Raw genomic sequence first — 18790 nt, 5'->3', positions numbered from 1 at the left:
TTAGTTTTGTAATATATAGAAAAATAGTTATTTTTGCACCCATTTTTAATTATAAATTAGATTTTTATGAATCATTATGAAACTGTTTTCATCTTAAATCCCGTTTTATCTGAAGATCAGATAAAGGAAACAGTAAAGAAATACGAAGATTTTCTTGTTTCTAACGGAGCGAAGATGGTAGCCAAAGAAGATTGGGGCTTAAAAAAGTTAGCCTATCCAATCCAAAACAAAAAAAGTGGTTTTTATCACTTATTTGAGTACACTGTACCAGGAGAAGTCATCAATCAGTTAGAAGTCGAGTTTAGACGTGATGAGCGTTTTATGCGCTATTTAACTGTAACCCTTGATAAGCATGCGATATCTTGGGCAGAAAGAAGAAGAGAAAAACTTAAACAAAAAGCGTAATTATGTCATCTATCGAACAACAAGCAAAAGGAAAAAAGGACGGAGAAATCAGATATCTTACGCCTTTAAACATCGATACGAACAAAACTAAGAAATACTGTCGTTTTAAGAAGTCAGGTATTAAATATGTTGACTATAAAGATGCAGATTGGTTATTAAATTTCGTAAACGAGCAAGGTAAAATTTTACCAAGACGTTTAACAGGAACTTCTTTAAAATACCAAAGAAAAGTATCTGTAGCTATCAAAAGAGCACGTCATTTAGCATTAATGCCATACGTGGCCGATTTATTAAAATAAAATTATCATAACAATGGAACTTATATTAAAACAAGACGTTGAGAATTTAGGATTTAAAGACGATATTGTAACAGTTAAGAACGGTTATGGTAGAAATTATTTAATTCCTCAAGGTCAAGCTGTATTGGCTACAACTTCTGCTAAAAAAGTATTGGCAGAGAACTTAAAGCAACGTGCTTTTAAAGAGAAAAAGATTATTGAAGACGCTCAAAAAGTAGCTGAAGCTTTAAAATCTTTAGAATTGAAATTAACTGCTAAAGCAACTGAAGGTGCTTCTGCTGGAGATAAATTATTTGGTTCTGTAACCAAATTGGATTTAGTTGAAGCTTTTGAAAAAGAAGGACACACTATTGATAAGAAATTTATTAGTATTACTGGTGGTAATATTAAGCGTTTAGGTCAGTATAATGCTGTTATTCGCCTTCATAGAGAAGTAACGGTAGAATTCCCATTTGAGGTTATTGCTCAAGCTTAAGCATGATATAACATAATAAAAGCCTCAACCTAGTTGGGGCTTTTTTTTTAAAATAAATTGAAAAATATATTTGACTATGAAATATGCCAGATTAACAAAAGAACAGTTTGACGAATTACATCCAGAATTCATTAATTTTTTGGCTACGCAGTCTATCACAGCGGATGAGTGGTCAGAAATTAAGGAAAACAAACCTGAAGTGGCTGAACAGGAATTGGATGTTTTTAGTGACTTAGTTTGGGAAGGTGTATTGAGTAAAGTAGAATTTATTGAGCATATTTCACCACAACAAATGCACTTGTTTAACTTAAATGACACCAATATGCATGTGATAGGTGTTAAGTTGAAAAATGCCATTGATTTAACCTCAAAAGATGGTTTTAATTGGCTTCGTGAGAATTTAATGAATGATGATGTGGAATTTATGCAAGCTAAAAAGGACTATTCTGAAGACCGACATTTGGATAAATTTCAACTCATTCAGCAAGGAGGCGTCATCACCAAAGGTGAATTGTTTCAGTATTTTGATAAGCTGATTAACCACTAGACGTCATTTCGAGTGTATCGACATTTAATGTCGATATGTATCGATAAATTATTAAAACTGTTATTTTTGTTTTCAATTATGTAACTAAAACGTGATACCTGTATCCACAGGTACTAATTATGGCACAAAAACCAAGTATTCCTAAAGGCACACGCGATTTCAACCCGGAACAGGTTACCAAACGTAACTACATATTCAATACCATTCAAAGCCAGTTTGAAAAGTTTGGTTTTCAACCTATTGAAACACCGAGTTTTGAAAACTCGGAAACCCTGATGGGTAAATATGGTGATGAAGGGGACCGGTTGATTTTTAAGATATTGAATTCTGGAGATTTTTTATCCAAGTTTAATCAATCCATAATTCAAGTTATTAAAGATTCTCTTTATAATTTACTTGGATATTTAAATGTTGAGGGTTTAGATTGGAAAATTTATAAAAGTAAATTTCTTGAATTTATACCAGATCATATTAGAACAAAAAAGATAATCCAACTTGCAGAAGAGAAAGTTGATTATGTTAAGTTAGCGGAAGATTTATGGAATTTGATTGAGTTGGAGCTTCTAGAGACTGAAGAAAAATTAAATAAATTTTTAGAAGGAGGGGAAGGGCGTTTGAGCGATTTTACGATAAGAATTTTTGGTAGTTTTTATTTTAATTTCGGAACAAGTTATTTAGGGAGTTACATAAGTGAAAAAGCCCTTCGTTATGATTTAACGGTGCCATTTGCGCGTTACGTGGTACAAAACCAAAATGATATTGAGTTTCCGTTTAAGCGCTACCAAATGCAACCCGTTTGGCGGGCCGACAGACCTCAAAAAGGCCGTTTTAGAGAGTTTTACCAATGTGATGCCGATGTGGTTGGTTCCACATCCTTATGGCAAGAAGTGGAATTGGTACAACTGTACGATGCTGTTTTTTCGGCTTTAGGTTTAAAAGGCACAACCATAAAAATCAATAATCGCAAAATTTTATCTGGAATTGCTGAAGTAATTGGTGCTAGTGATAAACTCATAGATTTTACAGTTGCCTTAGATAAACTGGATAAAATAGGTGAGGAGAAGGTCAAACAGGAAATGCTTGAAAAAGGTATTTCACAATCAGGTATTGACAAATTACAACCATTATTTACCTTATCTGGTGATTTTGGTTCTCAAATCACACAATTAAAAGCCATTTTAAGCACTTCTGAAGACGGTAAAAAAGGCATTGAGGAGTTAGAGTTTATTGATAAGGCAATTACTGAAATAGGTCTGGAAACGGCTCAATTAAAATTAGATGTTACTTTAGCTAGAGGACTTAATTACTATACAGGCGCAATTTTTGAAGTTTCTGCTCCAGATGGCGTTAATATGGGCTCTATTGGTGGTGGTGGTCGTTATGATGATCTAACTGGTATTTTTGGAATGCCTAATATGTCTGGTGTAGGTATTAGTTTTGGATTGGATCGAATTTATTTGGTACTAGAAGAACTGAATCTTTTCCCTAAAACTGTTGCCAAAAGTTTAAATGTGTTATTTATCAATTTTGGTGATAAAGAGGCGCTCTACAGCTTAAAAGCCATCAAATCCTTGCGTAAGAACAATATCAATGCTGAATTGTATCCAGACAGTGCTAAAATGAAGAAGCAAATGCAGCATGCTAATAAACGTCAGATCCCTTTTGTAGTGCTTGTTGGCGAAAAGGAAATGCAAGACCAGCAATACACCCTAAAGAATATGATTTCTGGTGATCAGGAGGCAGTTTCTCTAAACGAATTAATTACCAAACTTACATAATAAAGAGTCCCGAAAAATCGGGACTCAATTAAAGTACGGTTATGGCTATGGTAGATTTGGGACCACCACTTTGGACTATTTAACCAGTACTTTTTTCGTTAGTATAGTACCATCTTCTAATTTGAGGTTTAAAATATACGTTCCGGTACTTACTTGATTAGTCTTTAATCTAACTATTTCAGTTGTTTCAACATCGTTGAATGTATTAACGGTTTGTCCAAGCATGCTAATCAATTCAACTGTTTTGATAGTTTTTAATGTTGGATTGTGTATCACAATACCATTATTGGTATTTGAATAGTACACGGTTAAGGTGTTGGCTATTTCGTTTTCATCAACACTTAAAGAATTATTTGTAAATGTGATTTCAAAGCGATCCAGATATTCACCTGCAGGTAAATACACACTATAATTACTATCTCTTAAATCATGGTAAATATTTAATTCTTTATCATGTGCATAGATATTCAAATCATCAGGAACATTTTCTAAAAAGTCAATGGTGATGTTATTCAAGCCTTCATCGTCTGTGTGAATACCTATAGGTAAAACAGTTCTTTCGTCAATTCTATCGATACCTTGTACTAGGTATTTGTCATTATCAATCATCCAATACATATCGTCTATTTGAGATTCGTTCATTAGTCCGTCAAATCCCCAATCAAATCCTATACTGGCTCTTTCGTCTGCGGTTATTAATAATTGTCTGTGAATCGTATTCACAGAATTAAAACCTATACGTAATTTCATTCGGTTATCGGAGTCTTCTTCAGTTCTATTGGCTGTATTGGAATCTCGCATAAATACAGAGTTAGAAGTTCCTTCTTTTTGGAAAACACGCATGCTATTTCTGAATTTAATAAATGAGTCGTCAGTTGTACCAGTAACAAAGAATCCTTGTCCAACTGGAATGTAACGACCAGGCGTTTTGGTACCTGTTCCTGATTGGGCAACATCTGGATCAGGATTTCCAAATGAGGCTGCTGGTGTTCCTCCAGCTAGGTTATATGTTCCATAACCACCTTGGTATTCTGCCAGAATGTGGGAACCACCTCCCCAATGTTCCCAAAAATATATGGTGCCACTCATCGTTGGGTCTCCTTCAGGGTACGAGTTATCATCTGATGGATCAGTATAGCTTAATTCACCACCATTATAAAGAATAAAGGCTTCAGCATCAATGGCAGATGCGTACGGGTTACCAACTAAATAGTCGCTTCCAGAGTCTATTTCTAAATCAACATCGCCATTATTTGGTTTCCCATCAAATACATAGTTTTGTTCTAAAGATACGGTTCCTCCTGTATCAGCAACACCTTTCATGGTAAATCCTTCACCAGCAGAAATAGTTCCTGTATTTCGCACATGTTGCCAAGATGCATAATCATCACTAGGTCGATTATTGAACTTCCAAATCCAGTAGTGGGCAATATCAATTTGAGAACCACTGTTGTTACCATCATAACCTGTTATGAAATTGATGTTTACTGGATTGTCAGGGTCTGTTCCATCTCTTAAAATACCCGTATTATTTAGTATATAGTCGTAATTATTTGTTGCTGAAACTCCAGTTCCTACAGGTGAAGACCAGTAGTTATAAGTATACAAATCTAGAGTTCCTTGTTGGTCTTTTTCAAGACTTCCAGTTCCACCTACAACTAAATCACTATTATTTGTTTGAATTAATTGTGATTCTCCATTTAGATCTATTTTACCATCTAAATTCAAGTAGTGTGTGATTGTTAAACCACCTCCGTCTAAAGTGCTGTTATTACCTTTGACAGTTAACTTGTTACTATCTACAAATAGAGCAAGTAAATTTCTGTTTTCTTTATTATCATTTGGAATATAAGTTGTGAAGCTATTATCCATTGTTATGTCATGATTAGTTTCAACAATATTCCAATCGACTGTTTGGTTTGCATCAACAATAGATGTGGTTCCAGGCATTGTTTGTACCGAACCATTTAACCAAGTCGAGCTAGTATCCCAATTGCCATCATTAGCTGACTTATATGGAAGCGGAGCCGTTTGTCTATCAACTGTTCTTAAGCTGCGTAAAGCACCTTGGTTACCATTTCCAGATTCGTCTTTTGTATTGGTATAAGTATACGTAGACATTGGGTAATACCCTGCTAAATCAGACCATGGAATAGTACAAACTTCATCTTTAGTAGGTGTCACTCCTAGTGAACCAAAGTATTTACCTCTAACGAAATTTGAATTATTTTCAATCTCTTGATTCATGATAAAACGCAATTGATTTAAAGTCAGCGCTGTGTCCCATACTCTGACTTCATCAATGTTTCCATGGAAAAATGCTTGAGGTGCATTTTTGGCAGCGGCACCTAAATAAAAGGATTGAGTCGTATTGCTTGGGGCCGATTTATTAACTTGCTTGTCTAAAACCCCATCAATATATAGAGAGGCTGTTCCTCCTTGATAAATAACTGCTAAATGATGCCATTCATTTTTAGGAATAGTTGTGTTACTGGTTATAACTTGAATAGAACCACTTGGTTGTTTCCAAGAAACTTCAAATTTTCCGCTACTATTTAATTTAAAATCATAGCCCTCCGTGTATGAAACATCACGCTTTGACATGATAGATTTGTTATTGGAGTTGGTATTGGCATTTACCCATGCAGACATTGTAAATTCTGTAGGGTTTAAGTTTAAAGCGTCTTCCATGTCTACATAGTTGGTGGTTCCATTGAAGTAAATAGAACGTTCAAAAACAACTTCTGGAGCCCATCCAAATGTGATGTATTTTGTGCCATCAAAATCATAGTTAGTTGTTACTATGTTCTCTCCCAGTTCATTGGTGTCTTCTGACATCACTCTGTAATCAGCTGTTGGGTCAAAGTTTGGAGTGTCTGAAATAAACATTAAATAGCGACCATCTGGTGGTGTAGCTGTTCTAATGGCACTCTTAAGCATTTGTACTTCCACAGAAGGTATATCACCTCCGTTTTCCACTACTTTCCAAGTTCTTGCTATGCCATGGAATTCTACTTCTGTTGTTAAAGCCGGAGTAATATCGGTACTCATATTGACTAAAACGTCAACTGATGGATCATCTAAATCCACACCATCGTTACCCCAAACAAGAAACTCCTTGTCGTTTAATGTGTTTGGGTTAAGATTATTGGTGTCATAAATTTCATTAATTCCAATGGTTAAAACACCTTGGGTACGACCTCCGCCATCAGTGGCATTATTAACACTTCGAGACTGTTTTTGATAAAGGTTGGAAGCATCATCTCGTCCAATTCCGGCAATGTCGTAATTAAATACATCATCTGATGCGACACCAGTATTCTGATCCCATATTACTGTACCATCACTATCTACATAGTCTTGAGATGTACCATTAACACCCAATGTAATACCGTACTTTATAGCCAAATATGATTGAATTCGGTTACGTTCAGTAGTTAAATCGGTATCGTCTTGTCTAACGGAATATGTAATGATTTCTGCTATTCTGGCGTCGGTACTGGCTTCCCAGCCTTCACTTCTTCCTATCCAATAACGCGCATCATTAACGTTAGCAAAGTCTGTAACATCATTTTGATTGGTTTCTTTGTTTATGGCATTATAGTATAACTCTTGTTGGGTGGCCGCAAGATTATTTCTGGCGTTTATAATTCCCGCATTATTGTAAATGATATTATTACCTGACCCTGAATCAATTTCAGCAACACCATAGCCATCACCTGAAGATGTTGGACCATGGCAATAAGTTAGAACTTCATTACTAAATCTAGATGTATAATTTCCAAGACCTATTCCGGTGGCATCAGTATTATCGGTAGCAATATCTTCATCACCACAGAAAATGTCCATACTACCAAATGATTTGTTAACTGCAACATCTGGGATTAAAACGGTAAAAACTTCTTGCGAATAATAACCACTGGGTCCTTCTAAAAAATTTCTATTTGGGGCATCATATGAAAAGTCACTGTCTACAGGAATGTTAACATAGTCACCGTCAAAATCAACCACAGGGTTAAAGTTAATATTGTCATTCACATTGTCCTTATAAGTTGGTTCCTGACCAATACCTGGGGTATTGACTGTAGCATCGGCACCTCTTCCTTGGTCATACCAAGTAGTCACAAGGTCTCCATCTGAATAACCCAGTCCATCGGTACCTTTTAACCATAACTTTAGATTGCTGGTTACACCACCTGGACCCTCTGTTAATGGAGGTGTACCATTACCTTGTAATGTAAATTGGTAGGGGTTTTCATCACTATCATCATTAGCAATATTGATTGTAGCCGTTCTTATACCTGCTGCACTAGGTGTAAAAGTGACTTCAAATGTGGTACTGGAATTTATAGCTACCGAACCGGCTGGGGCTGAAGTAACTGAAAAATCTCCTGGATTGGTACCAGTGAAGCTTATTACTCCAACAGATAAAGATCCGGTTGCTGTATTCAAATTTTGAATAGAAAAAGTTTGAGCAACACTGGAGGAAACATCTGTTGATCCAAAATCAGTTCCATCTGCGGATATTGGTGTGGCATCTAAATGAGATATGTTGGTTCCATTACCCTGAATATTTATTTCGGGCTGCGGAGCAGTTCCGTTACCTTGTATATTAAATGTATATGGTTGTTCATTCGCTCCAACACTATTGTTGGCAATAGTCACCAAAGCAGATTTCAAACCTGTAGAGGTAGGCGAGAAGGTGATAGTAAAAGTTTGGGAATCACTTCTTTTAATCCATGTTATTGTGTTGACAATTGAAAATTGACTAGCATCAGTACCGGAAAGCGTAATTGAATAAATATCTAATTTGTTTGCATTAGGACTTCCTCCAGAATGGGTATTATGAATTGTTATTATATGAACATTATTATTACCGACAGTAACAGATCCAAAATCTGTGTCGTTAGTAATAAGCGGTGATTGTGGACCAGGTGTGCTATCTGGAATGGTATTGCCATTTCCAGTGACATGAATATTTTGATTTTGAGAGAAACCAAAATTTCCTAAAAGAAATAGCAAGTTAAATACTATTAATTGAGTATAGTTTTTCATAAGTAGATTAATTTAGTATTGGGACTAATTAAATTCAGTGTCAAATATACAAATATAACTCCATGAAATGCAAAAATAATCGATGAAATGCAATATAATATTTTTAAAACGTTGATAATCAATAATATAAAAAAAGGCTGAAATTGTTAAATTCAGCCTTTTTTTATATTGAAATTGGTTTTTAGAGCTTAATAAGTTTTTTAACTAAAGATTCTCCACTGTTTTTATTGGTTATTTTTATGAAATAGGATCCTTGTTTTAGCTTATCAATATTCTGAACAATCATTTCACTATGAATGCCATTCAAAACATGGTCATATACAATTCTCCCATTAAGATCAAACAATTGAATACCATACTTATCAGTACTGGCAAGAGGCAATTTGATTTTTACAAAAGTATTGAATGGGTTTGGTTGAATTGTTAAATTACCAAAACTAAAATCATTGGTTCCCAACGTGTTTTCAGTTACGGTTACTGTTGCATTACTAGTTGATATGTTGCCACTATTATCGATAACTGTAAATACAACTATATTATCACCAATATCATCTGTGTCGAATGCATTTGGGTTAACGGACATTGTATTTATGGCACAATCATCACTAGAACCATTATCAATTTGATCAGCAGTAATTGTGACATTACCTGTTCCATCTAATTCAACAGTGATATCTTGAACAATACACACAGGGTTTGTGATATCGCCATCATTGGTAACATCCCACGAACAGGTCGTATTGTTAAAGGTCGCCATTTCCCAACATTCCGTGGAAGGTTCGGCAGGCTGTGATCCAGTATTTTCCCATAGACATGTGCTATTATTATAGATATAGTTGTCCCAACAATTAGTTGGAGTAGGAGTAGCTTGTTGATTCACTGTAACCACGGCTGTACAGGTGTCTGTATTGCCTGGATTACTTGGGTCTGTAGCAGTTAAGGTAACATTATTGGTTCCGATATCAGTACAATCGAAACTAGATATATCAATTGTTAAATCTCCAATACTGCCACCATTATCAATATCATTAGCAGTTATAGAAGCATTTCCAGAACCATCTAAAGTAATGGTAATATTTTGGCAATCTGCAATAGGAGTAATTGAAACATCATCTGCTGTTAAACCAACATTGTCAATTGCAATATCACTTCTTCGTTGACCTGTTACATTACCTAGTTGTCCAATAATTCTTAATCTAACATAATTACCTTCGTAAGCAGATAAATCTTCAGTATGTGTCAACCAGGCTGCTGAACTGCTTCCTTGTTGTTGCCCATTAAAAGTTTGGATATTAGTCCAATTATTTCCATCATCTGTAGAAACCTCTAATGATAAGCTTCCTATCTGAGAACCATACATGTGATAATCAAAGGAAAAACTTGCATTTTCTTTGGTAGTTAAATCAAAACATGGGCTGTTTAAGATTGCTTCTTGAAAGTCATTTCCATCATTGGCCTCGGTATATAAATAATAATTGCCATTTGAAGGACCGTCTGGTCCAGTACTGCCTGACGCTGTAGAGTTTGTTTCAAAAGACCAATTAAAATCATCTGAATTGTCTTGTGTCCAATCCCCTAATGTATTTTCAAAACTTTCGAAGTAAGGGAAGGTATTCACTATTGTTCCTGAGCATGGAGGAGGTGTTGTTGTTGTAAATAAGATAGAGGTACTATAAGGTGATGTATTACTATTACAGGAACTTCTTACTTGAATTTCATATTGTGTACTTTGATTTAAACCAGCTAAAGTAATTGAAGCACTTGAAGTAGCTACCATTGTCCATGTAGATGAACCAACTTCGCGATAGCGATAATCATAATCGGCTCCACTTATGGCATCCCAACTTATATCCACCGTTGTAGCTGCTACATTGCTTGCTGCTAAATTGTTTGGAGCAGATCCAGCTACTGGGTTTAACAATACATCAGCCAAAACCTTTGTTTCATAATTGGCTATGGTTTGACTGCTTAGTGTAAATGATTCATAACAATCAGCTTCAAACAATAAATCATAAGTCCCTGCATAAACAGGCCTGTAATAATCACCATGTGGTAAGGAACTTACTGTATGAGAATTCACATTATCATGACCAACAAGTGTAACAGTAGCTTCAATGGGATCTCCTGTAATAGCATCTTTTACAATTCCTTGAAATCCATATGTTCCTTGAATTAAGTATTCTATTAAAGCCTCTTGGTTATAGTTCCAGTGATTTTCTAATTGATTGGCTGGAATTAATTTAACATTCGATAACTCAATAGTTGTCTCTTTACACTGGTGATAATAGTTCATAAAATCCTGGCGACCTCCATAAACACGATACCAGTCGGCACCATGGGTTATACCATTATTCAAATAATCCATATAGCCAGTAGGGCCATCAGCTTGACAATTATCAGCATATTCTCTTGAAATGTGAATGTACCAATCATCATCAGCATGTCTATCGTATGTATTATCCCAGGGATAATTCACAACTTCAACACCTCCATGAAAATTAGCTGAAATAACGAAATGGTTATTATCTGCAAGAGTCATAAAATGTTGAGTTTCCAATTCATAGGATGTGTGACCATTGGCATGTGGTCCTGCTACATTGTCTGGATAGTTTCTGTTTAAATCCAAGCCATTGGCATTGGCACGTCTAGCATTGGCTACAGATGTGTTTGAAGCATTATTATAATAGGTGCCATCTGGGTTAGCCATTGGGTTAATCCAAACTTCCGAATTATCTATTAAGTTTTTAATTCGTAAATGATCTGAATGGCCAGTGTCTTCATAGGCGGTAATAAAATAATTTATAAGGTTCAGCATAAGCGGGTATCCTGTAATTTCGTCACCATGTATGGAAGAGGTGTACATTAATTTCGGTTCTGCTTCTTCGGTTCCAATATTATCAGATAGCTTGATAAATAACAAGCGTTTGTCACCACCGGCTACTCCTTCTGTCGTTCCGCCAATATCAACTAATTCGCAAATATTAGGATGGTTATTTGCAAATTCCTGCATTTGCTGGGCATAATCAGCATAAGTAGGGTAGGCCGTTAATGGAAATGTCAAAGGGTAAGGCCCTCTTCGATTACTGACAGGTAATTCGTTGGACATTATTATCCCACTAGCAGTATTGTCATTTTCGTCAACAGTAAAAGAAATACCTTGCGATTGAAATTGCCTAAATTGATTCGTATTGGCCCATGCATAAACCGTGTTCGTTCTTGGATCAAAATTCAGAATGGAAAGACTCGTTTCCCATTGCTCTATATCCTCTGGGGACTCAATTTGAAAACTAAAGGTTACTTCGCCTTTTTCAGTTAAATAGTTTTCGGCCAATTGGGAATTTCTATTTTGTGAAAAACCAACTTGAAAAGATAGTAATAAAAAAATAACGCATGCAAAAGCATGTTGTTGAGGGTAGTTTAGTTTCATCAGATTTGGGGTTTAATGAATTATTTTGCGGCTAATATATTACAAAAAACCAATAAACCATCTATAAAATGCAAAAAAAACCGACAAAGTGTATTTTTGTCGGTTTTTTAATGTGTGAATATTACAGCCAATTAATAAACGGCAATTAGTTTTCGTTGGGTGCCATAAGTTGCTAAAACTTCAACTATAATATAGCGAGAAGATGCTTGATGCATGGGGATTTGGATTTTACGAACATTAGGATTTGGTATGTGACCATAAATCTTTTGTCCATTAACATGAAACAAGTTGACTTCACTAATCCTTGACGATGTATTTGAAAGGCTGATGTTGATCTCTTTGCTAGCTGAATAATAGTCAATACTCATGGCTTTAAGCTCATGATCGTCAATAGAAAGAACCGCATTGTCGTCAGTATCCGTTGATATGTTATTTGGGTTAGAAAAAGCAATGTAAAACCTATTTAAGTATTCACCAGCCTCCATATCTATGGAAAATTCTGAATCTGATATAGCGGTATAGGTGCCCAAGATGCTGTCAAATAGAAACACATCAATAGTGGTATCAAAGTTTTCTAGACTATTCAAAGTAATGTTAATGGTTCCTGAATTCTCCAAAAACAAGGCTAACGGATATTGTTTGCTGTTGTCAAATGCGCCAACACCTTGAATGACGTAGTTTTGGTTTTCTATCAACCAAAACATATCATCTGGAAACTGATCAAAGTTTGCGCCATCATAGCCATAATCAACACCATCAGTTGCAGAATTGTCAGTAGTAAAACCTAACAGTAGAGGCCTTACATAACCGTTTGGACTTTCAAAATCAATTCTAACACGTTGCATGGTCATGTTGGAGTTAAAATTGATACCGGATGCGTTGTTGCTAAAAGCAATTAAATTAAAAAAGCATACAAATAGTGCTAGGTAATAGTTGGTTATTAATTTCATCGATTTGGGTATTTTAGGAGGGATTGTTAGGCTTCTCTAAAATACACATTTATGTACTAATAACCCATGAAACGCCATTAAAAACGATGAAATGCTTATTTATTTAACATTAGTATAAAAAAAAACGACTGAATTGTCAGTCGCTTTTTAAAAATAATTAAATATTCTTTTTACTTTTTAATGACTACTTTCTTATTAATGGTTTGATTGTCTTTAGTTATCACCTTAACAATATAAGTACCATCAGTTATTCCCTTCACTGGAATCCTAATTTCAGGAGATAGTAAATAAGCACTAGCATTGGTTATTTCCCAAGAGTTAACAGTTTGTCCAAGAATTTGGATCAAGAATACTTGTTTGACTTGCACATTGTAGGGAACATTTATATAAATTTCTCCAGAATTGTTTAGATAGTTTACAAGCAATTCACTTTCCTCTTGGGTTTCAAATTCGTCTACGGATAGGCTTTCAGATTGAAAGGTTACAAAGAAACGATCTAAATACTCACCAGCATCCATAGCTATTTCAAATTCAGTATCGTTAATTTGAGTATAGGTTCCTAATAAGGAATCATAGATATAAACATCAATATCGGTTTCAAAATTTTCCAATTCGGTCAATTCAATTTTAATATTACCATCAGTAGATAAGAATAAACCTAATGGGTATTGCTTAGTAGCATCAAATTCGCCAACACCTTGAATAACATATCGGTTATCTTCAATCATCCAAGACAAATCACTATCAGTAGATTCGTCATTATTCTTACCATCATAAGCCCAATCAACCCCATCTGTTGCTGCACCATTAGAAACAAATCCAAGTAATAGAGGTCTCTTACCACCTTCAGGAGAAGTAAATCGTAACCTAATGCGCTGAATTAAATCTTCGTTTCTATTTTCGCTATTACTGCTTCTCACAAAAACAGAGCCTTCATAAGAATCAGCTGTATAGGCTTCAGTTTTATAAATTCGTTGACTATTATTGAAAACAACATTACTCGTGTTTGAGCCAGCTTCAACAAAGAAACCTTGTCCTACAGGGATATAGCGTTCAGGAATTTTGGTTCCGTTATTACTAATTATCAGATCTGGATGCTGTACGGCACCAACACCACCGGTAAAATTTAACGCGGCGTAACCACCTTCATATAATTCGGTAACGTGCGTAGCATTAGATGTATAATGTTCCCAGAAATAAAGCGTTCCGGTTATGCTATTCGTACCACTTGGTCCATTATCCATTATAAACGCTCTGGAATCTATGGCAGAAGGATAAGGGTTTCCAACCAATGATTGTCTAGTGGCACCAATAGGTGTGCTTATAGTTCCATTATTTGGTTTCCCAACATACACATAGTTTTGTGTAGAACCAGCATTACCACTACCTTTCATAGTATAACCCAATCCAATAGGAATAGATGTTGAATTTCCAATAAATTCCCATTCATAATAATCCTCCGCAGGGTTATTGATATAAGCGTACAACCAGCGTGTACTGACTTGCGCTGGATTACTGGCAGCAGCCGTATAGCCACCAATCCAGTTGATTGGTCTGCCCATTGGGTTGTTTACGGTTGTGGTACCATCTCTCAATACACCACTCAAACTGTAGTTATTGCTATTATCTGCAGCAGCATTGTTTGGTGCAACTGGTGAACTCCAATAATTGTAATTGAAAGGGTTACTAGTACCTTGCTGATCACGTTCAATATATCCTAAACTGGTATTATTGAATATACTTTCATCAACTTGGTTAGAATCATAACGCTTTTGAATCAATTGTGATTCTCCAACCAAATCAATTTTACCATCTAAATCTAAATAGTGGGTTACCCATAGCATTTGACCTGTATTGGTTTCATCTTGAGGCGAACCAGGATTAGCTATGGTTAATTCTTTATTGGTATTGTCGGAAATCAATCCTAGAACCGTAATGTCTTTGTTTCCTGAATCGATATTATGTGAAACTTGTACAATATTCCAATCTATGCGTGTTGAATTATCAATTCCAATACTGTTAGGGGCATCCCACACTTGGAAGTGTGTCCAAGTATTGTCAGTAGCCCATTGTTGTCCATCTACTCTTGAAGTATAAGGAATTGGTGCATTTTCAGTTTGTTGCGAATTGATGTTTTTTAGTTTACCTGAAACGGAACCTGCATAAGGAGTCAATTTACCACAATTTTCTCCCATTCGGTAATAACCATCTAAATCAGTCCAATTTAATCCTGGTATATCAAGCGGTACAACCTCCCCAGCTACTGATCCAGCATTATCACGAATTTCTTGGTTCATGGTTTCTCGTATCTGATTCACATTTAAGGCTACATTCCAAATACGAAGCTCATCCATCCAGCCGTTATAGAAATTAGACTTTCCTGAAGCACGTTCTACAGCGCCCAGCAAGCAGTCACTGTTATTAGCTGTTGGAGCTCCGCCGGTTGTTGAGTTTATCTGAATACCATCAATATATAATCTATAAGTGCTACCACTATGTACAACAGCTACATGGTACCATCTATTCGTAGTCAAATTACGGGAACCAGAATTGATATTACTATTGTTGTAGGCAAATATCAATCGGCCAGAGTTATTAAGTCTTAAATCATAACCTGTATTTGGGCTACTAGGGTTTCTTTTAGAAATAATAGTTTGGTCTCCTCCAATAGATTCTGGTTTTACCCAGGCAGACACACTAAAGTTTCCAGATAAATCAAAGTTATCATCAAATACCACATGGTCATCGTTGCCATCAAAATCCACATCTTGACATTGGGCAATTTTTACATTAATATCACTACTGCAGGTAACAGGGTTAGCTCCAGATTCAACGATTACGGTCCATGTCAGTGTATATTCACCCGGTTCACCTGTAAATTTAGAGTTAGGACTATTAATATCCGTAAAAGAGTAAGTTGGATTACAACCACCAAAATCATCTACAACTGTTGCTGACCAGAAACCTGTTTTTCCTGTTCCAACTGGGTGGTTTGGAGCAATAATATTAGGAGTTGCAGCATTATTATCATGATCATAGGACTGACCAGGGTAAATATAAGCTCCAGGCTCCCAAACACCGTTGTTATAATTATCTAAAGCCGAAATGGTATTGTCATAGGCAGCTAATTGAATTTCAGCTTCGCCACATTCATTTCCAGTCGTTAGATCAACATCTTTACCAGCGTAGGCTAAACTCGCACTCACATCAATAAATTCGGTTCCTTCGTCACCTTGAGAACGACAACCATTAATCAAAGATGTCACACCATAAACCTGTACACCAGGAGTAATAGGGGTAATGGTTGTTGTAGCCCCAGTAGTTACAACCACACCAGCTTGATCTGTCCATTCAATGGTTTCATCAATTGGTGCTTGAGGGATAGTTATATTGTCTAAAGCCCAAGCACTATTGTTGGTTCCTGAATAGGTAAATTTAATTCGTAAGCCTGTCATGCCAATATAACTTTGTAAGTCAATGGATACGTGCTTGTTAACTAAAGTCCCTAGAGTGTTTCTACATTGTCCAGTAAATCCAGGTACACTTGCCAAAAAGCCAGAGTCACTAGGTCCAGTATAGTTATAAGTAGGACCGGGATCTAATTCTATGTTATAGGTTGCACCACCATCAACGGATAGTTCAATTTTACACCAGGCTCCAGCTTCTAAATAGTAGGCTTGATCAAATTCTAATGTGGCATTGGTTAACCCTAATGTATTAAAAATTGGCGTTTCTAAAGTTGATAATGGCGCTATAGTATGGTCTGGCGCATCGTAAATGGAAACACCACTAACTATAGCAAATTTTGTGTTGTCAGTTGAGTCGTAGCATCTACCATTAAATTTTTTAGGGCCATTGGTTTCTTTCCAGTAAGTGTCATTGGTGTTATTACCACCAGCAGACATTTCAGCAGCACCATCAACAATCCACCCTAGGTTATTTAAGTTTGCTTGATTAAACAATCCGCCCTCATTAAAAGCTGGATTGATACCATATTCACTTTGAGCGGTAACGGTAATCACATCACCAATACAATTATCAAATGAACTTGGTCCAACTATGGTAGGAGGTACATCTGGTGGTACCACGGCTACATAAACCAAATTCGAATACGCTTGGCAAGAGCCAATTTGTATCACCGCACGGACTAAAGTGGTTTGAAGAATATCTATAAAGTTATAGGTCGTTGTCGTGTTGGCAACACTGGTCCAGTTAAGACCACCATTGGTAGAGTATTCCCAACGTACCACATTACCAATATGACCACTTAAAGTGATTATGGCATTCTGTGGCTCATCAGGACAAGCTGTAACCTCAATGATGTCATCGGAATCAGCTGGGGTTTCTGTATTGGTTAAATAACCAATAGCATTACCACCATTAATATTCGGACTGGTTACAGTGACAGTTGCCGTGCAAGTATCCGTATTGCCTCCAGCATCAGTAACAGTGAATGTAATAATATTGGGTCCTATGTTGGTACAATCAAAGGTTGATTGAGACAAACTATAGGTCAAGTTACTTAAATTACAATTATCGGTTGAACCATTGTTGATTTGTGAAGGTGTAATAGTAGCTGTACCTGTTGCATCGCTTAATGGGACTGTAATATTTTGACAATTGGCTACTGGATCAACGGTATCATTAATAACGACGTTTTGATTGACATTGATACTGTTGCCATTACCATCATCAAATGTCCAAGTAATAACATAAGCACCTTGAGTATTGTAGGTTGTAGGGTCTGATGTTGTTCCTGTAAGTGTTCCATTACAACCATCTGTAGTTGTTGGCGTTGGAACAGTTGTACTACATTGAGCGGTTATAGTTGATAACGTTGGCGTTATCGGGTCCGTAACATCCTGAACAGTCACCACGGCAATACAAGTATCGCTATTCCCTTCAGCATCGGTTACTGTTAATGTTACATTGTTGTTTCCTAAATCCGAACAATCAAAATTAGTTTGTGAAGCATTTAATGTTATGGTACTACAACTATCATTTGAGCCATTATTGATATCCGATGCTGTAATGGAAGCATTTCCAGATGCATTCAATTGAACGGTTATATTTTGACAAATGGCATTAGGGTCTGTTGTATCGACCACATTCACGGTACGGGTGACTTGCACAGCTGAATTACCAGCAGCATCATTGACGTTATAGGTTACGGTATAGGAACCTACAGTAGTTTCATCCACAGAGGAGTTATCAATCACCACGGCACCAATAGATAAACAGCCATCATCAGCGGTAGCCCCTAATTCATTATACGCACCACAGGCTTCCACGGTAACGGTAGCTGAACCATTTAAAGTAATCGTCGGCGCAGTCGTATCGACCACATTCACGGTACGGGTGACTTGCACCGCTGAATTACCAGCGGCATCACTGACGTTATAGGTTACGGTATAGGAACCAACGGTAGTTTCATCCACAGAGGAGTTATCAACAGTTACAGCACCAATAGCCAAACAGCCATCATCAGCGGTAGCCCCTAATTCATTATACGTACCACAGGCTTCCACGGTAACCGTAGACGAACCATTTAAAGTAATCGTCGGCGCAGTCGTATCCACCACATTGACGGTACGGGTGACTTGCACGGCTGAATTACCAGCGGCATCACTGACGTTATAGGTTACAGTATAGGAACCAACGGTAGTTTCATCCACAGAGGAGTTGTCAATTACTACGGCACCAATGGCCAAACAGCCATCATCAGCGGTAGCCCCTAATTCATTATAGGTACCACAGGCTTCCACGGTAACGGTAGCTGAACCATTTAAAGTAATCGTTGGCGCAGTCGTATCGACTACATTCACGGTACGGGTGACTTGCACCGCTGAATTAC

Annotated in this window: 9 protein-coding genes; 5 read left to right on the top strand and 4 right to left on the bottom strand. The window is 36.6% G+C overall.

All coding sequences use genetic code 11. The features are described from left to right. The first annotated feature begins 66 nt into the window (after window positions 1-66). From rpsF to hisS, 5 genes are all read left to right on the top strand, one after another. Window positions 67-405: a 30S ribosomal protein S6 gene (gene rpsF, locus C1T31_RS11385; protein WP_103052634.1), complete on the top strand. Its 339-nt coding sequence runs from the start codon at window positions 67-69 to the stop codon at window positions 403-405. Window positions 406-407: 2 nt separating this feature from the next. Then, a complete protein-coding gene (rpsR, locus tag C1T31_RS11380; RefSeq protein WP_103052633.1) occupies window positions 408-704 on the top strand; it encodes a 30S ribosomal protein S18 in 297 nt (98 codons plus the stop codon). 13 nt (window positions 705-717) lie between these two features. Then, a complete protein-coding gene (gene rplI / locus C1T31_RS11375; protein WP_103052632.1) occupies window positions 718-1179 on the top strand; it encodes a 50S ribosomal protein L9 in 462 nt (153 codons plus the stop codon). A 76-nt stretch (window positions 1180-1255) separates the two neighbouring features. Further along, a complete protein-coding gene (locus tag C1T31_RS11370) occupies window positions 1256-1726 on the top strand; it encodes a DUF6495 family protein (RefSeq protein WP_103052631.1) in 471 nt (156 codons plus the stop codon). Window positions 1727-1845: 119 nt separating this feature from the next. After that, a complete protein-coding gene (gene hisS / locus C1T31_RS11365) occupies window positions 1846-3504 on the top strand; it encodes a histidine--tRNA ligase (protein WP_103052630.1) in 1659 nt (552 codons plus the stop codon). Window positions 3505-3579: 75 nt separating this feature from the next. On the opposite strand, the gene C1T31_RS11360 is transcribed toward hisS, so the two are convergent. The 4 genes from C1T31_RS11360 to C1T31_RS11345 form a co-directional block, all read right to left on the bottom strand. Further along, window positions 3580-8559: a choice-of-anchor D domain-containing protein gene (locus tag C1T31_RS11360; RefSeq protein WP_103052629.1), complete on the bottom strand. Its 4980-nt coding sequence runs from the start codon at window positions 8557-8559 to the stop codon at window positions 3580-3582. A gap of 181 nt (window positions 8560-8740) precedes the next feature. Beyond that, complete coding sequence (locus C1T31_RS11355) at window positions 8741-11986, bottom strand: M14 family zinc carboxypeptidase (RefSeq protein ID WP_103052628.1); 3246 nt, start codon at window positions 11984-11986, stop codon at window positions 8741-8743. 131 nt (window positions 11987-12117) lie between these two features. Further along, on the bottom strand, window positions 12118-12936 hold the full coding sequence (locus C1T31_RS11350) for a hypothetical protein (RefSeq protein WP_123912671.1): 819 nt from the start codon (window positions 12934-12936) through the stop codon (window positions 12118-12120). A gap of 170 nt (window positions 12937-13106) precedes the next feature. Beyond that, window positions 13107-18761, bottom strand: a complete 5655-nt coding sequence (locus C1T31_RS11345; protein WP_207764281.1) for an immunoglobulin-like domain-containing protein — start codon at window positions 18759-18761, stop codon at window positions 13107-13109. Window positions 18762-18790: the final 29 nt, after the last annotated feature.

The sequence above is a fragment of the Hanstruepera neustonica genome (assembly GCF_002895005.1).
In the GTDB taxonomy this organism is placed as follows: domain Bacteria; phylum Bacteroidota; class Bacteroidia; order Flavobacteriales; family Flavobacteriaceae; genus Hanstruepera; species Hanstruepera neustonica.
Note: the sequence above shows the minus strand (reverse complement) of the source record. Positions and strands in the feature narration are given on the sequence as shown.